The following is a 17,781-nucleotide window of genomic DNA, read 5'->3' as shown; positions in this document are numbered from 1 at the left end:
ACCACCGGCCTGCCGGTGAATCAGCCGCCATGCGGAACGGGGAGCCCGCAAGAGCGCCTGGCTTTCGTCAATTGCTCCTCGGGGTCGCCGAATGCACTCCAGGGCATACGCGAGGCATAGGGCCCCATCGCGGTGAAGACTTCCCGCGCCTCGAATTCACGTTTCGCCATGAAGAGCGCATGTGCCAGATACGCCAGATCCAGCACCGGGGTGAAGCGGTAACCGGCAACCTGCGGAAACCAGTTGTGGTAGATGCCCATCGCGGTAGTGATCCACTGAGGTTGCTCCCACGCGTGGTCCGCGAGCAGCGCGGACGGGTTGTAGTCCTCGACCAGGGCCACCAGCGGCAGCAGCCGCAGTGGTGAGGCGGCCGGGGCCCGCTGGCTCAGGAACGCGGCCACGTCCCAGCTCGCGCTGGACGAACCGCCGTAGCGGGTGAAGAAAAACGACAGGAAGCGGTGGTGCGCCTCACGGTGCCAGGGGTCGAGCCGGAGGATGTGCGCGAAGAGGTACCACGGGCCGGCCGGCGCAGTGAGCAGCCCCTGCGGTGCGGGGTCCTGAGGGCGGTCGAGGCGGGTCAGCGCCAGCTGGGCCACCCACGGGGTGGGGTCGTCGGGGAGCAGCTTCGCGGCCCGTTCGCACGCCGACTGCGCTATCCGCGCCAGGGCGCCCTGCCGCCGGTCACCGGCGTCGGCCATGCGCAGGGCCCGGAGCATCGCCACCCGGGCCCAGAGCAGTGCCGCCTCCGGCCCCGGCTCTTCGGCCAGCCAGCGCTCGGCCAGGTCCGAATCGGCCGCCACGGACGCCAGCACCAGGGACCGGTGGGCCCGCACCTCGAAATCCTCCCGGGTTTCCTGCAGAACCTCGTGCGCGCTCAAGTACCGCCCGGCCCTGACGTCCATACACGCGCGCGCCAGCGCCCGGTCATCGGCCGCTGGACTCCACACGTACTGCCCCTCGAAAGAGCCGGCCGCCATGGTCCCCTCCCGGTCACGAAGGCGTCTTCCCCCACACGGCATTCCAGCTGCGCCGAATTCAGCTGGACCCCTGCCACCGGTCAAGTGACAGCGGCCACACCCTACTCATCATCAACTCATTGCGAAAACAAGCCGCCTGGAATATCTGGTTCCGCACCTTTTAGTCTCGATGAGATTGAAAGAGAAACAACTTCTCGACCCACTCTTCAGAAGCCCTCCACTTTGCCACTTCGTTCGCCACAGGGCATTTATTTGGCATATTCATGTGTTCACAGACCCTCCACAAGTGCACATCGTTGCTGATTACCCCTCCGTATCCATCGTTTCCATGGCCGCGCCCTCACGGGGGACACGGGCGGGCCGCGGTGCGCCACACCCCCGGCGGGCGAGCCCCTCCCCGGCCCGACCCCCGCCCACAACTCGCCAGGGCGGCCGCCCGGTTCACCGACGCCTTCCAGCCACCAAGGCCGGAAGGAACCCACCGCCGAGCGAGGAGCGCGCCAGCCCGGACAGCCACGTCCACCACCCGGCAGCGAGGGTGTCGAAGCAACAACATTCAATGAATTCCCGGTGCACTTGTTGAACGAATCGGCGGCTCCCCGGACACAACCCGCCGGGCCGCCCTCCGCGTTGGCGCCGCGACTCACAAATTCGGCTCAAGAGCAACCGAATTAGCGGATGCTACTTTCCGGAAGCGCGCGATCACATGTAGCGTTCGTCTGGACCGGAGGCCGTGACTTCACACCACGTCATGGCTGGGTACGGGCATGGGCGCGAGCGTTCTTGCGGCTGGAACGGAGTGATCGCCCCGCTGGGCGGACCTGCACCACAAGTGCCTGGTCGCCCCCCGGCCGCACACCGGACCGCGCCGCGATCGCTGCACAGCACCTCAGCACCCTTGAACGTCGAGCACCGCCATGTCTGTCCGTACACGCCTGCTTTGCAAGAGGAATGGGCCCAGATCATGTTTATGAACTCCTCGACGACCCCGCTTGCGCTGCGACCGGACGCCGACTTCGGCCGGCCGCCCACAGCCGGGCCCGGCGAAGGGCCACCCCTGGCGGTCGACCGGCTCCCTGACGGCACGTGGCAATTGACCCTGCACGCCCTGGAACCCATATCGGTGCACCGGCTGCCGTCGGACGAGGTCCACATCATCCTGGCGCCACCGCGCGAGGAACCGGCCGGTGAAGCAACAGCCGGCCGGTCACGGCCGGAGCCCATCCGGATCGATACCGCGGCCCGGACCGTCTTCATCAGAGGCCGCCAACTCGACCTGCCCCGGCTGGAATTCGATCTGCTGGCGCACCTCGTGCTGCATCCACGGCGCGCCTTCACCCGGGAACAGCTGATGGCCGCCGTCTGGCCCAGCTGCCAGTCCAGCAACCGCACCGTCGATGTCCATATCGCCCGACTGCGCCGGCGCCTGGGGCCCGGCCTGCGCGACTCCATCAGCACGGTTTTCGGTATCGGATACAAGTACCAGCCCACCGCGTAGTCCGGTCACCGCTGCTGAGCGGTCCGGGTGCGGAAGCCTCAGCCCTCCCCGAGGGAGGAGTCGAGGTGCCCGGGGGCCGCCGCCGCGGGTTCCTTGCGGACGAAGGCCCGGCGCAGGGCGTGATAGGGCTGGTCCGGGTCGAAGAAGATGCGGTGCATCTGCGCCAGTTCGTGCTCCCGGTAGGCGGCGAGCGGGCGGTGCGCCTCGTCGCGTTCCCGGTCGGCCTTCTTCGTGGCGATACGAGCCTGCGTCGTGGGCGCCGAGGCCAGCCGGACGGCGAGCCGTCCGGTCTGCGCGGCGAAGTCCTGTGCGGGGCAGTCGATGATCCGGTCCACCAGGCCGAGCCGCGCTCCTGCGGCGGCGGTGACCGGCAGGGCGCGCGCGGTGAGCTGCCCGGCCACCTCGGGGCCCGTCCGGCCCGGCAGGGTGTAGGTCCAGTATTCCGAGCCGTAGAGCCCCATCAGCCGGTAGTGCGGGTTGAGTACCACGGCCGCGCGGCACCACACCTCGTCGGCGGCGAGGGCCAGCATCGCCCCGCCGGCCGCGGCATTGCCGCCGAGCGCGGCCACCACCAGGCGGTCGGTGGTGGTCAGGACGGCATGCACCAGATCGTCCATGGCCTGGATATTGGCCCAGGACTCCTCGGCGGGGTCGGCGGCGGCCTCGATGACGTGCAGATGGATGCCGTTGGAGAAGAAGTCCCGGCGCCCGCCGAGGACCAGCACGGAGGTCGGCCGGGCACAGGCGTGGCGGTAGGCGGCGAGCAGGCGCCGGCAGTGGTCGGTGCTCATCGCGCCGCCGGGGAAGGAGAACTCCAGGAAGCCGGCCGGACCTTCCTCGCGGTAGCGGATGTCGGTCCAGGTCCGGGGGCCGTCGCCGGGGTCGAGCGGGGCCGGGACCTCGGGGAGCGGCGGGAGGCGGTCGCCCAGCGCCAGCGTGGCGGGCAGCTTGAGGGTGCCGGGCTCCCCCGGCGCGCGGGGCGGCCGCAGTTCCGGGATCCATACCGCTCCGTCGGCTGTCGCCCGGCAGATCGCGCCACATCGGGTGGCGAGCAGCTCGCCCGGCCGGCCCGTCAGGGTGTCCTCCGGGTGGCCACCGTGCAAATGCCAGGTGTCGCCGAGGAGTTCGTCCCGTACACCGGGCTGGGAGTCGGCGGCGCGCAGTTTGCGTACGACGGTGTCGGTGGGGTCGGAGCGCCAGTCGATCCGGCGCAGGTCCTGGCGGAACGGCGGCCGGGGGCGGCCGGGTTTCGCGGCGTCGGACAGTTCGGCCTGTGGCTGCGGACGGTGGGTGCCGGACGCCACGCGGGCGACGGCCGCCAGGACCGCCTCCAGCGCGGCATCGGCGATCTCGTTGCGGTACAGGTCGCTCTTGCCCACGCCGGGGACGGGGCAGCTCGCCGCGGCCCAGATGTCGCCGCCGTCCATCTCGTCGTTGGCCTGCAGGACCGTGACGCCCCACCGCTCCGCGCCCAGATGCACCGCCCAGTCCACCGAGGACGGGCCCCGGTCTCCGACGGGCCCGGGGTGCACGACCAGACAGGTGTGGGCGGACCACACCTCCCGGGGAATGGCCGTCTTGAGCATCGGCGCCACGATCAGGTCGGGAGTATGGCGGCGTACGACCTCGGGCAGCGGCGTGTCCTTCGTCACCAGCTCCACGCTCACCTGGTGTCCGTGGTCGCCGAGTTCGGCGTACACGCGCTGCGTCAGACTGTTGAACGCGCCGGCGATGAGCAGAATGCGCACAGCAGACTCCCCTGGAGCTGGGACCGATGGGCGGATGGCTGGATCGTCCCGCACCTACGGCCGCCGGGCTCCGGACCCGCGCGACGGGTCACCCGATCGACGGCCGCCGTGCGGCGCAATACGGAGCCGGCGGCGCCGGGAAGGCCGCCGCCGTCTGACTTCTCGTCATGTAGTTCCGCTGCTGATCATCTCGACGGGATCCCGCCAAAGTTGGCGCACCGGTAGCCCAACCGCGCTTTTGGACATTGCCTTTAATTGACATCCACTTGGTCATACTTTTACTTTCAGTGCAGTGGCATCAGCGCAGGTCAGCGCCGTGTGCCCCGTCCGTCTTCCGCACTCTCTCTCGGAGGTTCCCATGGAGCAGCTCATCAAGAAGATGGCCCAGGACAACGTCTGGCAGAACTGGCTCGCCGCCAACTCCGCACAGCAGGCGGCGAAGAACGGCTGCATCAGCGCCGCCCCGAAGGCCGGCTGCATCAGCGCCACGCCCAAGGCCGGCTGTATCTCCTGACCATCGCGACCGGCAGAGGCCCGGGAGCGGGCCGGCGGCGGTGAGCACTCCGGCCGCCCGCCGTCCGCTCCCGGGCATCGCGCCCCTCATTCCCCGTGTGGCACCGCCGTCCCAGCAACGACGAGGATTCCATGGATGGTCAGCCGACCGCCGAGGTCATCGAGCAGATCCGCGACATACCGATCTACCGTGAGTCGCTGGCGAAGGGCTACTTCCCCATACTCGACAAGCCGGAGATCGCGCGCGGCTTTCCCGACAACTGGATGACGCCCCGGCTGGCCGCGGCGCTGGAGTCCGGAGAGGCGGAGTTCGTCCTCTCCACCGGCACCAACCACGCCCGGATGCAGATCATCCGGCCCCCGTACTTCCTGCTGCGCTCCTACTACCAGCTCTGGAGCGAACACCCCGATATATCCGGCACCTGGGAATCGGGCTGCCGGCGGGTGTCGCTGACCACGGTGCTGGCGACGGAGCATGTGGCGCGGGTCAACGCCGCCCGGCGCGGGACCGCACCGGCCCCGGTACCCACCCTCGACGACCGATGGCTCGACGAGCGGACCTGCTACCTCAATCTGCGGCTGGACCCGGCGCTGTGGGAGCGCGCCGAGGTGGAGCGGATGCTGGAGGAGATCCGGACCGCCCGTCAGGCGCACCCGCGCGGCTGGTACCACCTCGACTGCTCCGGCTACCACCTGGCGCATCTGGTGCGGAAGGTCGGCGAATGGGGACTGTGGGACGACTTCCCGCCGCCCGCGAGCATCATCCACGCCTACGAATACACCCCGGTGAACGTCCGGCGCTTTCTGCGTCAGCACTTCGACTGCCCCGTCATCGACCTGTTCGGCAGCACCGAGCTCGGCTACCTCTACTACAGCGACCGCCACGGCACCTACTGGCCGTACCTCGACAAGATGAGCGTCGAGCTCCAGCCGGTCGCCGACGGCAGCACGATCTACCAGCTCATCGTGTCGAGCGTGCGCAATCCCCATATGCCGCTGATCCGCTACCGCTCGGGCGACTGCGTACGGACCCTGGACGGTACGCCCGACCCGGGACAGATCATCCAATTCTGCGGCCGGGAAAAGGAGTTGCTCAGCACTCCGCACGGGCCCGTCGCCCAGGGCGACCTCGACCGGTGCATCAGCGAGGCCTCGCCGGACGTCTTCCTGTACCAGTTGCGGCTGACCGGCGAGGGCGAGGCACAGCTGGTGTACACGACCTTCCACGGTGCGCCGGTCGAACTCGCGCAGACCGCGGCACTGGAACAGGGCATCGGTGAACTGACCGGGCGGCGCTGCCGGCTCGAACACCGTACGCACATCCCCATCGGGAAGTCGGGAAAGTACGCCTGGCTCACGGCCGGCAGCTGACCCACCGGACGTCCGCGCCCCGGGCGTCCGCGCCACTCGGACAGGAGAAGCATGACCAGCCAGCCGCGGATATCCGCCGATGACCTCAAGGAACTGCTCGGCGAGGCGCTGCACGCCGAAGTGGTGACACACTTCCACGACAAGAGCGCCGCACCGCGGGAGTTCGTGGAGCGCCAGGTCACCGAGTGTCTGCGCTACCTCTATCTCGTCTCCCGGCACCACGACCGGCTCGGTGGCCTCTTCCTGCCGGTCGAGCAGGACATCGACGAGATCTGGCACTACCTCATCCTGCAGACCCGCGAATACCGTGCGCTGTGCGAGCAACGGCTCCCGGGACAGTTCTTCATCGAACACCGCAGCATCGCCTACGAGGACTATCAGCAGGAGCCGGGGCGCGAGCAGGCACTCGAAGAGGCCCTGCGCTGGATCCCGTTGTACTGCCAGGAGTTCGGCCCGTTCGACGAGGGGGCGCTGCCGCACTGGACGATCGTGCGCTTCCTCCACGAGGAGATGGGACTGTCGCTCGCGGACATCGCGGCGCTGGAACCGATGGCGGCGGCCCCCTAGGGGGTCCGCTGGAACCGAAAGGAATCATGAGGGACCGGAACGACGTAACGGCCGGCCGCGAGGTACCCGAACAGCGCCGGATTCTGGCTGTCCTGGTGTTCTCCCAGATCCTGAGCGGCGCGGGCCTCGCCGCCGGAATCACCGTCGGCGCGCTGCTCGCCGAGGAGATGCTCGGCTCGACCGGTCTGGCCGGCGTGCCCAGCGCGCTGTTCACCGCCGGGGCCGCGCTGGGCGCGCTCGGCATCGGCCAGATATGCCGACGGTACGGCCGCCGCCCCGGGCTGGCGCTCGGGTACGCCGTCGGCGCACTCGGCAGCCTCGGGGTCGTCGTGGCGGCCGCCGTCGGCAGTGCGGTGCTGCTGTTCCTGGCCCTGCTGGTCTACGGGGCGGGCACCTCCACGGGCCTGATGGCGCGTTACGCCGGGGCGGATCTGGCCTCGCCCGAGCGGCGCGGCCGGGCCGTGAGCACGGTGCTCTTCGCCACCACGCTCGGCGCGGTGGTCGGCCCCAACCTGGTGACCCTCACGGGCGAGGTCGCACACTCCTGGGGCATCCCCCGTCTCGCCGGGCCCTTCCTGCTGGCCGTCGCCGCGTTCGGGGCGGCGGCGGTGGCCCTGGCCGCGCTGCTGCGGCCCGATCCGCTGCGGCTGGCCGAGAAGCTGGCGGCGGCTCAGGAGGCGGTGGCGGCTCAGGAGGCGTTGGCGGCCGGGAGTCCCGCGGAGGACGCCGCGGACCGGACAGAACCCCGGCTGAACCGCCGCGAAGTGGTCATCGGCACCTCGGTCATGGTCCTCACTCAGCTGGTGATGATCGCGATCATGACGATGACGCCCGTCCACATGCAGGCGCACGGCCATGGCACCCAGGCGGCCGGGCTGGTCATCGCCCTGCATGTCGGAGCGATGTTTCTGCCCTCCCCGCTCACCGGGCTGCTTGTCGACCGCCTCGGCCGGCGGTGGATCGCCGGCGCCTCCGGTCTGACGCTGGCCGTCGCCGGGCTCCTGGCCGCCCTGGCTCCGCCGCACTCCGTTCCCGCGCTCGCCACGGCACTTGTGCTGCTCGGCATCGGCTGGAACTTCGGGCTGATCAGCGGCACCGCCATCGTCACTGACGCCCTGCCACCCGCCCGACGCGCCTCGGCCCAGGGGCTGGTGGACGTCGGCATCGCCCTCGCGGGTGCCGCCGGGGGGATGTCCTCGGGGCTGGTCGTCGTGGTGGGCGGCTACCCGACGCTGGCGCTGGCCGGCGGGGTTCTCTCGCTGGCGGTCCTACCCGTGGTCGCGTGGTCGGTCCGCCGCCCCGCACACACCGACACCGCCCCGGCAAGTTCCCACGCGGAGCCGGAACCAAAATGAACACCCGTTCGTCACACGGATGTGCCCGAACCGAGACGGGGGACATCTTGAAACTTGGCGTCATTTCTCGTTATCACGCCGGAAACCTGGATGCTGCACTGTGAAGGCAGAGTGGAACCGTGTGAACGAGCCACGGGGGGCAACGATGCGGAAGGACACCTGCACACCGGGCATACCGGTGCAGCGCCGGTTCCGCACGCCCCTGTTCTCGCTCATGGTGATCCTGGCGTTCCTGCTGGGCGGTATGACGTCGTCCCCCAACGGGCCACAGGCCACATTCGCCGCGGAGTCCGCGCGCACCACACCGGCCGTCAAGCCCACCTACAACAGCGCCGAGGAAAAGACCAAGGGCAAGGCCGAGCGCGGTCAGCCCCGGCGCACGGTGCGTACCTCCGTCGGCAATCCGCACCACATCGGGCGTCCGCTTTCGCCGGTCAGCGGTGCCGGGGTGGCGTCCGACGCCGCTCCGGCGCCGGGTGACCCGACACCCGGCAGCACCACCAAGGCCGCCTCAAGACCGGACAGCATCCCCGTACTCCACTGCGTCTTCCGCTGCTGAGCGCGGCGTGGTGGCCTGCCCCACCAGCCGCACTTCGTACATTCCCGCCACCACCCCCACAGTGGCAACCCTCATCAGCAGGAGACCTCCTCGTGGAGACGTTCATCCAGCATGCCCGTGGCCTGATGGCCCGAATCGCCGACCGGCGCGAAGAGCAAGAAACCTACGGCCGGCTCGCATCCGGCCAGTCGCCCCTCGCCCTGTTCATCACCTGCTCCGACTCCCGGGTCGTACCGTCCCTGATCACCGGCGCGCGCCCCGGTGAACTCTTCGAACTGCGGACGGCCGGCAACGCCGTGCCCGTGTACCAGGAAGACATGGCGGCCTGCGCGGAGGCCGCGACCATCGAGTACGCGATGCGCGTACTGGGCGTGGCCGACATCGTGGTCTGCGGCCACTCGCACTGCGGCGCGGTCGGCGCCAAGGCCCGCGGCGAGGACCTGACCGGCGCACCGGCCGTGCGGGACTGGCTGACGCAGCAGCTTTCCGACCAACTCCCCAAGGACGAGGAACCGACGGTCGCCGCCGCGGTGCAACAGCATGTGCGGGAACAACTCGACCGGCTGCGCGGCTACCCCTGTGTACAGGAGCGGCTGACCGCCGGAGAGGTGAATCTGCACGGCTGGTTCTACGAGGTGCACACCGGCATGGTCGCGGCGCATCACCCGGCCTCCGATATGTTCCTCCCCCTGTGAAGGCGGGTTTGCCTCTCATGAAGCGATTCCCCTCCTTCCGGGCGGACTTCACCGCCTCTCTCGTGGTCTTCCTCGTGGCCGTCCCGCTGTGCGTCGGGGTAGCGGTCGCCTCCGGTGTCCCGGCCGAACTGGGCCTGGTCACCGGTGTGGTCGGCGGACTGCTCACCGGTCTGCTGCCCGGCAGCAGCCTCCAGGTCAGCGGCCCCGCCGCCGGTCTGACGGTGCTGGTCTTCGAGGCCGTCAAGGAGTACGGCCTCGGCGCGCTGGGCGCGCTGGTGCTGGCCGCCGGAGTACTGCAACTGGCCATGGGTGCCCTCAAGTTGGGGCGCTGGTTCCGGGCGATTTCGGTCGCCGTCGTCCAGGGCATGCTGGCCGGTATCGGCCTGGTCCTGATCGCCGGGCAGCTCTACGCCCTCACGGACGCCAAGGCGCCGGGCAGCGGACTCGCCAACATCGGCGGACTGCCCGACCTGGTCGCCTCGACCGTACGGTCGGGGAGCGCGCTGGCCGCGCTCGCCATTGGTGCCGGCACCATCGCCGTCCTGGTGCTGTGGCCACGCTGGCGGAGCGCCGCCCGGATCCTCCCCGCGCCGCTGGCCGCGGTGGCGCTCGCGACCACCGCGGTGTGGGCGCTGGACATGCCCGTCGCACGGGTCGAGGTCAGCGGACTGCTGGATGCAATCCAGCCACCCGGCCTCGACGACCTCGGGCAGCTCGGCAGCATCGGTGTGATCGGCACGGTCCTGGCCTTCGCGCTGATCGCGTCCGCCGAGTCCCTCTTCAGCGCCGCCGCGGTCGACCGGCTGCACGACGGGCCGCGTACGGACTACGACAAGGAGCTGATGGCCCAGGGTGCGGGCAATGCCGTCTGCGGTGTCCTGGGTGCCCTGCCGATGACCGCCGTCATCGTCCGCAGCGCCGCCAATGTGAACGCGGGCGCGAAGACCAAGGCCTCGCGGGTGATGCACGGTCTCTGGCTGCTGGTGTTCGCCGCGGCCTTCCCCGCGGCGCTGGGTGTGGTGCCGGTGGCCGCGCTGGCGGGCGTTCTGGTGCACGCGGGCTGCAAGCTCATCCCGCTGCGTGATCTGCGGCCGCTGTGGCGCGAACACCGCGGGGAGGCCGTTGTCCTCCTGGTCACCGCGATCGCGATCGTGACGATCAGTATGTTCGAGGGCGTGCTCATCGGTCTGCTGTTGGCCGTCGCGAAGACTGCCTGGGAGACCTCGCACATCCACCTCGACATCCAGGTCCCGAAGGACACGGCGGAGCCGGTGCAGGTGCGGGCCATCGGAAACGCCACGTTCCTGCGGCTGCCCAAGCTCCTCGACCAGCTCGAAACGCTGCCCGCGGACCGGGATGTGGAGCTCGACCTCAGCGGTCTGCGCCATCTCGACCACGCCTGTGGTGCCGCGCTGACGAACTGGGCCGAGCAGCATCGCCGGAGCACCCGCGAGGTGGAGCTGGTGTCCTGACCACGGGCTGCCCGCGCCGCCGGTTGGCGTGCGGACAGCAGCCGTGAACTCCCTGCGCGCCGGCCACCGGTCCGGCTGTTCCCGTGCTCGCCGATGAGGCGCCCCGGGGCAGCCGCCGGTGGCCGGCGCATTGGGCGCCCCTGATGGGCCGGGACTCAGCCGCTTTCCACGTCCACCGTCGTCAGCCCTGCGTACGCCCGGGGCGCGCGGCGCCGGATGCGCAGTGCCACGCCCAGTCCGAGGGCGAAGACGAGCGGCAAGGGTGCCAGCAGGGCGAGATTCACGCCCGTTGACGCCTCGGTCAGCAGGCCGAAGTTGCGGCAGACCAGCACGATGAGGACGGCCAGACCGGCGCAGGCGGTCAGCGGTGCGGCCACCACCCGCCAGGCCGGCAGCCCGCGGCGGTCGCGCCGGAAGAAGCCGTATACCGCGAGGGCGGCGAGTGTCTGCAGCAGCATGATGCCGACGATGCCGGTGCCGTTGCTCCACAGGAAGGTGACGGCGTACGGGTCCTGGCCGGAGACCAGCGTCGCGAGCACCACGACGAGGGCGATCGCCGACTGGAGCACGACGGCGGCGGCCGGGGACCGGTGCCGTGCGGTGACGGTGCCGAGGCGGCGGGGCAGCAGACGCTCCCGGCCGAGGGCGTAGAAGTAGCGGGTGGCGCCGTTGTGGAAGGCGAGGGTGGCGGCGAAGGCGCTGGTGACGATGAGGAGTCGCATGGCGTCGGCGGCCCAGGCCCCGGCGAACCGTGCGGTGGCGGCGAAGACCATATCGGTTCCCGCGGCGCCGTTCGCGACCGTCCGCGCCCGGGCCGCCCCGTAGGCGTTGAGGACCGTCCAGACCGTGAAGGTGTAGAAGAGCGCGAGAAATCCGACGGCGAGGTAGGTCGCGCGCGGCACCGAGCGCTCCGGCCGCCGCGCCTCCTCCGCGTAGACCGCGGTGGCCTCGAAGCCGATGAACGCGCCGACGGAGAGCACGAACATGCCGCCGGCGCCCGCCGTGCCGAGGTGCGCCGGGGAGAGCGCGCCGAACCCGGGGCCGTCGGGCCCGCCCCCGTGCGCGTACACCGCGGCCTCGAACACGAGCAGGATCAGCACTTCGAGGGCGAGCGCGACGGCGAGCACCTTGGCGCTGAGGGTCACTTTCAGACATCCGAGAACACCGATCGCGACGAGGCCTGCCGTTGCCCAGACCCACCAGGGGACACGAACACCGGTCAGATCCTGGAACCCGGACTCGCTGAACCAGCCGAAGACCGCCAGCAGGGCGACTTCGATGGCGTTGTACGACAGCACGGCCACATATGCCGCGCCGACACCCGTCGCCCGGCCGAGCCCGCGCCCGATGTAGGCATAGAACGCACCGGCGTTGCGGACGTGGCGGCTCATCGCGGTGAAGCCCGCGGCGAAGACGATCATCAGCAGCCCGGAGAGGAGATAGCCCAGGGGTGCCGCCTGGCCGGCCATACCGATCGCCACCGGCGCCGCACCGGCCATCACGGTCAGCGGGGCCGCCGCGGCCACCACGAAGAAGACCAGGTCACCGGTGCCTATGGCGTTCCGTCCGAGGGTCTTGGCGGTGCGTGGCGAGGGGGCGGCGCAGGTGACCTTCGGGGTGCTCATGCGCGAGAACCGTAGGCGCGGCACCGCACGTGCGGAAGACCGCGCGCGAGGCACACCAGGGGCTCACCGGACACGACGGCGGAGCCCGGAAGATTGCGTCCGCCGCGGTTGTTGAGCCAAGGTCAGGGCCGTGGTGGGCGGCGCCGATGCCCCGTCCGCGCGCGATGCCACGCTGGTCTTCAGAGAGGGACGGACAGCATGCCTCTTCAGGGTGAGTACGAGCCGAGCCCGGCGCAGTGGGTACGCGATCAGGTCGAGCTGTACGAGACCTCCGGCGGTGAGGAAGGCACGACGATGCGCGGCATGCCGGTCGTCATCCTCACCACCCGGGGCGCCAAGAGCGGCAAGATCCGCAAGAGCCCGCTGATGCGGGTGGAGCATGACGGGACGTATGCGGTGGTGGCCTCCATGGGCGGTGCGCCCCGGCATCCGGTGTGGTTCCACAATCTCGTGGCCGATCCCCGGGTGGAGCTGCAGGACGGCCCGGTGCGCCGGGACATGACGGCTCGTGAGGTCACCGGGACGGAGAAGGCCCTGTGGTGGGGGCGTGCCGTCGAGGCGTGGCCCGATTACGACGAGTACCAGAAGAAGACGGACCGCCAGATCCCGGTGTTCGTACTGGAACCGGCGGCCACGGCGCACTGACCTGCCGCCGGTCGACGCTCAGAGGGTCACCAGGGAGACCTCGGTGGCCTTGACGCTGGTCCATACGGACACGCCGTCCGCCAGCCCGAGTTCCAGTGCCGCCGAAGGGGTGATCTCGGCCACCAGGTCGGGGGCCTCGGACGAGGTGATGAGGACCCGCAGCCGGCTGCCCGCGGAGGTGAGTTCGCGGACGGTGCCCGGCCAGACGTTGCGGGGGCTGCCCGTGGGCCTGTCGAGGTGCACGGACACGGCCTCGGGGGCGATGATCGCCAGCGCCCGGGCACCCTCGGGGAGCGGGTCGGCGACGACCAGACGGCCGCCGTCGCTGAGGGCGAGGGCATCGCCGGCGGCGGTGCCCGGCCAGGCGTTACGGCCCAGCATCCGGGCGACCCAGGGCGAGCGCGGATGCCGGGTGACCTCGGCGGGCGGGGCGTCCTGGAGGGCGCGCCCGTCGTCGAGGACGAGGACGCGGTCGGCGAGCGAGACCGCTTCGACGGGGTCATGGGTGACGATCAGGCACACCCCGCCGAATTCCGCGAGATGGCCGCGCAGGGTGTGCCGTACCTGGGCGCGGGTGGTCTGGTCGAGTGCGGCGAGCGGCTCGTCGAGCAGCAGCAGACGGGGCCGGGCGGCCAACGCCCGTGCCAGGGCGACGCGTTGGGCCTGACCGCCGGAGAGCTGGGCGGGCTTGCGGTGCGCGAGGTGGCCGACGCCGAGCCGGTCGAGCCACTGCTGGGCCGTACGGCGGGCGTGGGCACGCGGGGTGCCGTGGGCGCGCAGCCCGTAGGCGGTGTTGTTCAGGGCGGTCAGATGCGGGAAGAGCGCACCGTCCTGGGGGACCCAGGCGACACCGCGGCGGTGCGGGGGCAGCGCGGAGACGTCCGTGTCGCCGAGGCGGAGCGCGGCGCGGGCGCGCGGGGTGAGGCCGAGCAGGGCGCGCAGCAGGGTGGTCTTGCCGGCGCCGTTGGGTCCGACGACGGCGATGGTGGTGCCCGCATCGGCGTCCAGCGTCAGCCGGTTGAAGCCGGTGACCTCGGCGTGCAGCGGCCAGCGCTCCCGGTGCGCCGCGGGCGGCGGAACGGGATCCTCGGTGACCGTGGCGGGCGGGGCCGGTGGGCCGGGGTCGTCGGCGGCGCGTACGGTGCGGGCCGCGCGGCCGGTGGCGGTGGCGCCCGTCCAGCGGCCGCGCAGACAGATCAGCACGGCCATGGCAATGACGAGCAGCAGCAGCGAGACCGAGGTGGCGGCTTCCGGGGAATCCTGGAGCAGCAGATAGACCTGGAGCGGAAGGGTCTGGGTGGTGCCGGGCAGATTCCCGGCGAAGGTGATCGTCGCACCGAATTCACCGAGCGCACGGGCCCAGGTCAGCGCGGCACCGGCGGCGAGGCCGGGGGCGACCATGGGGAGGGTGACGGTGCGGAAGACCCGTACGGGAGAGGCCCCGAGGGAGGCCGCGGTCTCCTCGTAACTCGGGCGGAGGCCGGCGAGCGTGCCCTCCAGGCTGATGACGAGGAACGGCATCGCGACGAAGGTGGCCGCGACCACCGCGCCCGAGGTGTGGAACGGCAGCACGATGCCGAAGGTGTCCTCCAGCCAGGGGCCGAGCAGTCCACGGCGGCCGAAGCCGAGGAGCAGCGCGACCCCGCCGACGGTCGGCGGCAGCACCATCGGCAGCAGCACCAGCGACCGGACCAGCGCCTTGCCGCGGAAGTCGACCCGCGCCAGCAGCCAGGCCAGCGGTACGCCCAGCAGCAGCGCGAGCCCCAGTGCCCAGAAGGACACCAGCAGCGACAGCCGGAGCGCTTCGAGGACACCCGGACTGGTCAAGTGGGTGCCGATGTCGCTCCAGTTGGTGCGGGCGAGGACGCCGAGGAGCGGCAGCAGCAGAAAGGCGACGGCGACCAGCGCGGGCACGGCCAGCACGAGGGGGGTGCGGCTCCCGGGTGCGCGAAACCTGCCTGCCGGGGGCGGGGCGAGGGTGCGGGGGCGTCTCATCGGGGTTCCTCGGCTCGGGGCGGGCCGGGCGGTGCGCGCACAGGGCTGTCCACTCCCCCGAGCCGGACAGTCCCGTGCGCGCCGTACCGGATTACGGCTTCTGGAAGCCTGCCCGCTGCAGGATCTGCTGGGCCTCGGGCGTGCTCAGCCACTTCACGAACGCGGCGGCGGCCTCGGCGTGCTGGGACATCTTCAGGGACGCGGCCGGATAGGAGGCGACGGCGTTCTGCGCGTCGGGGATGTCGACGGCGTCGACCTTCTTCGGCGCGGTGGCGGCGTCCGTCTTGTAGACGAGACCGGCGTCGGCCTCGCCGAGCTCGACCTTGCTGAGCACCGCGCGCACATTGGGCTCCTGGGAGACCGGCTTGACGTTCAGCTTCTGTGCGTCCAGGACCTGCTTGCTGTAGCGGCCGACCGGCACCTGGGAGGCGGCCAGGACGACCTTCAGCTTGCTGTCGGCGAGGTCCTTGAGGCTGCCGATCTTCTTGGGGTTGCCCTCACCGGTCACGATGACCAGGCGGTTCTTGGCGATGACGGTGGGCGTGCCGACGTCCACCTTGATCCCGTCCATGGTCTTGGTATCGGCGGTGACCACGGCATCGGCGGGGGCGCCCTCCCTGACCTGGGCGGCCAGCTCCTGGGATCCGGCGAACGAGAAGTTCAGCTTGGTTCCCGGGTGGTCCTTCTCGTACACCGCACCGGCCTTCTTGAAGACATCGGTCAGCGAGGACGCGGCGAGCACGGTGAGGTCCGCCTTGGGGGCGGCGCCGCCGGACTTCTCGGCGCCCTTGTCCTTCTTGCCGTCGTCGTTGCCGCCGCAGGCGGCGAGCGGGACGAGCAGGGCGGCCGTGACGAGCGCGGCGGCGGCGCGGCGCGCGGTGGAGAGCTGGGACATGAGGCGGGACTCCTTGGAACCCGGGACGACGGGTGTCGTCCGAGCGGATGGGAAAAGCCGCGCCGTGGACGGGCGACGCCGCTGAGATGAGGCAGCCGGCCGGTGGGGACGGTGGGGGGATCGGCTGTGGTGCTACCGCGGTGGGGTCAGGTGCGGTCGATGTGCACGCTGGTGGACTTCACGCGGGCGGTGGCCTGCATGCCGACCTCCAGGCCCAGTTCCTCCACCGCTTCCCGGGTCAGCAGGGAGACCAGACGGTGCGGACCGGCCTGGATCTCGACCTGGGCTGCGACATCGCCAAGCGTGACAGCGGTGACGATGCCCGGGAAGGCATTGCGCGCGGAGGTGTACGAGGCGTCTTCCTCACCTGTGCCGTTCTGCGCCACCTCGATGGAGAAGGCGGCCAGATCACGACCGTCGATGAGGCGGCGGCCGCCGTCGTCGCGATGGGTCGCGACCTTGCCGGCGTCCGCCCAGCGGCGCGCGGTGTCGGGGCTGACGCCCAGCAGCCGCGCCGCCTGACCGATCGTATAGGACTGCATGTGCGACAAGATAGGCAACATTGGCTCGCATCTGCAATTCATAAGGCGAAGCTCTATAGCAAATGCCAGGCACCTTGGAGGAAGGGACGAAGCCCGGCGCATTCCGGCCCCGGGCCCCCGACCACGGGGCCACTCCGCCCTGCACCGTTGTGCCCGGCACATCCGGACACCCCTCCGGCACCCGCACGGCATGCCCGGACGACCGCGCGGACCCTGACTAGAGTGCGGACCAGAGCAGGAGATACACCCCCATTCCCCGCCACTTTCGCGTTTCCACTCCCCCGGTGAGGCATGTCCATGAGCCTGAGCATCCGTAATCAGATTCCCGGCACCGTTGCCTCCGTCACCCCCGGCGAGGTCATGGCGACCGTCAAGGTCCGGCTGGACGGCGGGCAGGAGATCACCGCCGCGATCACCCGGGAGGCGGTGCGGGAGCTGGGCATCGCGGAGGGTTCCGCGGTGCGCACGCTGATCAAGTCCACCGAGGTCGCGCTCGCCACCGGCGCGGTCGAGGGCCTCAGCATCCGTAACCGGATCCCCGGCACCGTCACCGAGGTGGCCACCGGGGGCGCGATGGCCGGCGTCAAGGTGGCCGTCGCGGGTGGTGAGCTGACCGCGGCGATCACCAGGGACGCGGTCGAGGACCTGGGGCTGGCGGCCGGCTCCGAGGTCACCGCACTGATCAAGTCGACCGAGATCGCACTCGCCGCCTCCTGAGCCCGAGCCCCTCGAAGCCCCGGGCCGATGGGGGCTCAGAATCTGCCCACCCCACGGCCGGGGGACAGATCGTGCGGCAGCTCGGGCAGGGCACAGGTCCCGAACCAGATGCCGGTCAGGGCGCTGATGTAGCGCGCCCCGCAGCGGTCGGAAGGCACCACGAGCTGGCTGCCCGCCTCATCGAGGGCGCGCCCGTCCATGGCCGTGGCCAGCAGGACCGGTGCGTCGCCGAAGTCCGCGTCGAGCTCCGCCCAGGACAGCACCGCGTGGTGCCCGTCCCCGCCCGTGACGGCCAGCAGATAGCGGGAGCGGTCCTTGCGCCGCCGGGCGTCGAAGGCCGGGCCCGCCGCGTCGATGACCTCCCGCAGCAGGGGCCCCTCGAAGGTGTGGTGCCGCGGCCCGTTCGTGGCGCAGTCGAAGACCACCGCGGCCCGCCGCTGCGGCCACCGCTCCCGCAGGTCCGCGACGGTCAGTGCGAGCGGACGCCGCAGCTGACCGCGGATCAGAAAGCGCCGGTGGCCGGCGGGGGCGGCATCCCCGGGGCCCGGGCGCACGGCTGTGGTGCGGGACGGCGGGCCGGGTCGGCTCATTCGAGACCTCCTTGAGG

Annotated in this window: 17 protein-coding genes; 10 read left to right on the top strand and 7 right to left on the bottom strand. The window is 70.9% G+C overall.

Annotated elements, in window-relative coordinates; translation table 11 throughout:
* Nucleotides 1–20: 20 nt before the first annotated feature.
* Nucleotides 21–977 carry a hypothetical protein gene (locus STRNI_RS36500; protein WP_277412764.1) on the bottom strand — a complete coding sequence of 319 codons (957 nt, stop codon included), beginning with the start codon at nt 975–977 and terminating at the stop codon, nt 21–23.
* A 964-nt stretch (nt 978–1,941) separates the two neighbouring features.
* Between STRNI_RS36500 and STRNI_RS36495 the strand changes: the two genes are divergently transcribed.
* Nucleotides 1,942–2,475: a winged helix-turn-helix domain-containing protein gene (locus tag STRNI_RS36495; protein ID WP_229838369.1), complete on the top strand. Its 534-nt coding sequence runs from the start codon at nt 1,942–1,944 to the stop codon at nt 2,473–2,475.
* Between the two features lie 38 nt (nt 2,476–2,513).
* On the opposite strand, the gene STRNI_RS36490 is transcribed toward STRNI_RS36495, so the two are convergent.
* Complete coding sequence (locus STRNI_RS36490; protein WP_277412763.1) at nt 2,514–4,223, bottom strand: hydrogenase maturation protein; 1,710 nt, start codon at nt 4,221–4,223, stop codon at nt 2,514–2,516.
* Between the two features lie 358 nt (nt 4,224–4,581).
* On the opposite strand from STRNI_RS36490, the gene STRNI_RS36485 reads away from it, so the two are divergent.
* The 7 genes from STRNI_RS36485 (at nt 4,582) to STRNI_RS36455 (ending at nt 10,755) form a co-directional block, all read left to right on the top strand.
* Nucleotides 4,582–4,737 (top strand): hypothetical protein, encoded by a 156-nt coding sequence (locus STRNI_RS36485; RefSeq protein ID WP_018091721.1) that lies wholly within the window; start codon nt 4,582–4,584, stop codon nt 4,735–4,737.
* Nucleotides 4,738–4,868: 131 nt separating this feature from the next.
* Nucleotides 4,869–6,107 carry a hypothetical protein gene (locus STRNI_RS36480; protein WP_159490989.1) on the top strand — a complete coding sequence of 413 codons (1,239 nt, stop codon included), beginning with the start codon at nt 4,869–4,871 and terminating at the stop codon, nt 6,105–6,107.
* A 51-nt stretch (nt 6,108–6,158) separates the two neighbouring features.
* Complete coding sequence (locus tag STRNI_RS36475; protein ID WP_159490987.1) at nt 6,159–6,674, top strand: glycine-rich domain-containing protein; 516 nt, start codon at nt 6,159–6,161, stop codon at nt 6,672–6,674.
* A 26-nt stretch (nt 6,675–6,700) separates the two neighbouring features.
* Nucleotides 6,701–8,029 carry an MFS transporter gene (locus tag STRNI_RS36470; protein ID WP_266442032.1) on the top strand — a complete coding sequence of 443 codons (1,329 nt, stop codon included), beginning with the start codon at nt 6,701–6,703 and terminating at the stop codon, nt 8,027–8,029.
* A gap of 145 nt (nt 8,030–8,174) precedes the next feature.
* Nucleotides 8,175–8,588, top strand: a complete 414-nt coding sequence (locus STRNI_RS36465) for a hypothetical protein (protein ID WP_159490983.1) — start codon at nt 8,175–8,177, stop codon at nt 8,586–8,588.
* Between the two features lie 92 nt (nt 8,589–8,680).
* Nucleotides 8,681–9,283 (top strand): carbonic anhydrase, encoded by a 603-nt coding sequence (locus tag STRNI_RS36460; RefSeq protein ID WP_159490981.1) that lies wholly within the window; start codon nt 8,681–8,683, stop codon nt 9,281–9,283.
* Between the two features lie 17 nt (nt 9,284–9,300).
* The gene (locus STRNI_RS36455; protein WP_159490979.1) at nt 9,301–10,755 is read left to right on the top strand and encodes a SulP family inorganic anion transporter; all 1,455 of its coding nucleotides are present in this window, start codon (nt 9,301–9,303) and stop codon (nt 10,753–10,755) included.
* A 155-nt stretch (nt 10,756–10,910) separates the two neighbouring features.
* On the opposite strand, the gene STRNI_RS36450 is transcribed toward STRNI_RS36455, so the two are convergent.
* Nucleotides 10,911–12,380, bottom strand: coding sequence for an APC family permease (locus STRNI_RS36450; RefSeq protein WP_277412762.1), 1,470 nt, complete (start codon nt 12,378–12,380; stop codon nt 10,911–10,913).
* 198 nt (nt 12,381–12,578) lie between these two features.
* Between STRNI_RS36450 and STRNI_RS36445 the strand changes: the two genes are divergently transcribed.
* Nucleotides 12,579–13,025 carry a nitroreductase family deazaflavin-dependent oxidoreductase gene (locus STRNI_RS36445; RefSeq protein WP_018091713.1) on the top strand — a complete coding sequence of 149 codons (447 nt, stop codon included), beginning with the start codon at nt 12,579–12,581 and terminating at the stop codon, nt 13,023–13,025.
* Between the two features lie 18 nt (nt 13,026–13,043).
* Here STRNI_RS36445 and STRNI_RS36440 read toward each other — a convergent pair whose 3' ends face one another.
* From STRNI_RS36440 to STRNI_RS36430, 3 genes are all read right to left on the bottom strand, one after another.
* Nucleotides 13,044–15,020 (bottom strand): ABC transporter permease, encoded by a 1,977-nt coding sequence (locus tag STRNI_RS36440; RefSeq protein WP_277412761.1) that lies wholly within the window; start codon nt 15,018–15,020, stop codon nt 13,044–13,046.
* 91 nt (nt 15,021–15,111) lie between these two features.
* Complete coding sequence (modA, locus tag STRNI_RS36435) at nt 15,112–15,915, bottom strand: molybdate ABC transporter substrate-binding protein (RefSeq protein ID WP_277412760.1); 804 nt, start codon at nt 15,913–15,915, stop codon at nt 15,112–15,114.
* A gap of 146 nt (nt 15,916–16,061) precedes the next feature.
* Complete coding sequence (locus STRNI_RS36430; protein WP_093640075.1) at nt 16,062–16,457, bottom strand: TOBE domain-containing protein; 396 nt, start codon at nt 16,455–16,457, stop codon at nt 16,062–16,064.
* A gap of 297 nt (nt 16,458–16,754) precedes the next feature.
* Between STRNI_RS36430 and STRNI_RS36425 the strand changes: the two genes are divergently transcribed.
* Complete coding sequence (locus STRNI_RS36425; protein WP_018091709.1) at nt 16,755–17,174, top strand: TOBE domain-containing protein; 420 nt, start codon at nt 16,755–16,757, stop codon at nt 17,172–17,174.
* A 35-nt stretch (nt 17,175–17,209) separates the two neighbouring features.
* Here STRNI_RS36425 and STRNI_RS36420 read toward each other — a convergent pair whose 3' ends face one another.
* Nucleotides 17,210–17,764 carry a molybdopterin-dependent oxidoreductase gene (locus STRNI_RS36420; RefSeq protein WP_266442010.1) on the bottom strand — a complete coding sequence of 185 codons (555 nt, stop codon included), beginning with the start codon at nt 17,762–17,764 and terminating at the stop codon, nt 17,210–17,212.
* Nucleotides 17,765–17,781 lie beyond the last annotated feature (17 nt).

This window comes from Streptomyces nigrescens (genome assembly GCF_027626975.1).
GTDB lineage: Bacteria > Actinomycetota > Actinomycetes > Streptomycetales > Streptomycetaceae > Streptomyces > Streptomyces nigrescens.
This window is presented reverse-complemented; position numbering and strand designations above follow the sequence as displayed.

Coding starts and splice junctions, on each gene's coding strand:
- STRNI_RS36500 (WP_277412764.1), bottom strand. CDS start 977: ATGGCGGCCGGCTCTTTCGAGGGGCAGTACGTGTGGAGTCCAGCGGCC.
- STRNI_RS36495 (WP_229838369.1), top strand. CDS start 1,942: ATGTTTATGAACTCCTCGACGACCCCGCTTGCGCTGCGACCGGACGCC.
- STRNI_RS36485 (WP_018091721.1), top strand. CDS start 4,582: ATGGAGCAGCTCATCAAGAAGATGGCCCAGGACAACGTCTGGCAGAAC.
- STRNI_RS36480 (WP_159490989.1), top strand. CDS start 4,869: ATGGATGGTCAGCCGACCGCCGAGGTCATCGAGCAGATCCGCGACATA.
- STRNI_RS36475 (WP_159490987.1), top strand. CDS start 6,159: ATGACCAGCCAGCCGCGGATATCCGCCGATGACCTCAAGGAACTGCTC.
- STRNI_RS36470 (WP_266442032.1), top strand. CDS start 6,701: ATGAGGGACCGGAACGACGTAACGGCCGGCCGCGAGGTACCCGAACAG.
- STRNI_RS36465 (WP_159490983.1), top strand. CDS start 8,175: ATGCGGAAGGACACCTGCACACCGGGCATACCGGTGCAGCGCCGGTTC.
- STRNI_RS36455 (WP_159490979.1), top strand. CDS start 9,301: ATGAAGCGATTCCCCTCCTTCCGGGCGGACTTCACCGCCTCTCTCGTG.
- STRNI_RS36450 (WP_277412762.1), bottom strand. CDS start 12,380: ATGAGCACCCCGAAGGTCACCTGCGCCGCCCCCTCGCCACGCACCGCC.
- STRNI_RS36445 (WP_018091713.1), top strand. CDS start 12,579: ATGCCTCTTCAGGGTGAGTACGAGCCGAGCCCGGCGCAGTGGGTACGC.
- STRNI_RS36440 (WP_277412761.1), bottom strand. CDS start 15,020: ATGAGACGCCCCCGCACCCTCGCCCCGCCCCCGGCAGGCAGGTTTCGC.
- modA (WP_277412760.1), bottom strand. CDS start 15,915: ATGTCCCAGCTCTCCACCGCGCGCCGCGCCGCCGCCGCGCTCGTCACG.
- STRNI_RS36430 (WP_093640075.1), bottom strand. CDS start 16,457: ATGCAGTCCTATACGATCGGTCAGGCGGCGCGGCTGCTGGGCGTCAGC.
- STRNI_RS36425 (WP_018091709.1), top strand. CDS start 16,755: ATGAGCCTGAGCATCCGTAATCAGATTCCCGGCACCGTTGCCTCCGTC.
- STRNI_RS36420 (WP_266442010.1), bottom strand. CDS start 17,764: ATGAGCCGACCCGGCCCGCCGTCCCGCACCACAGCCGTGCGCCCGGGC.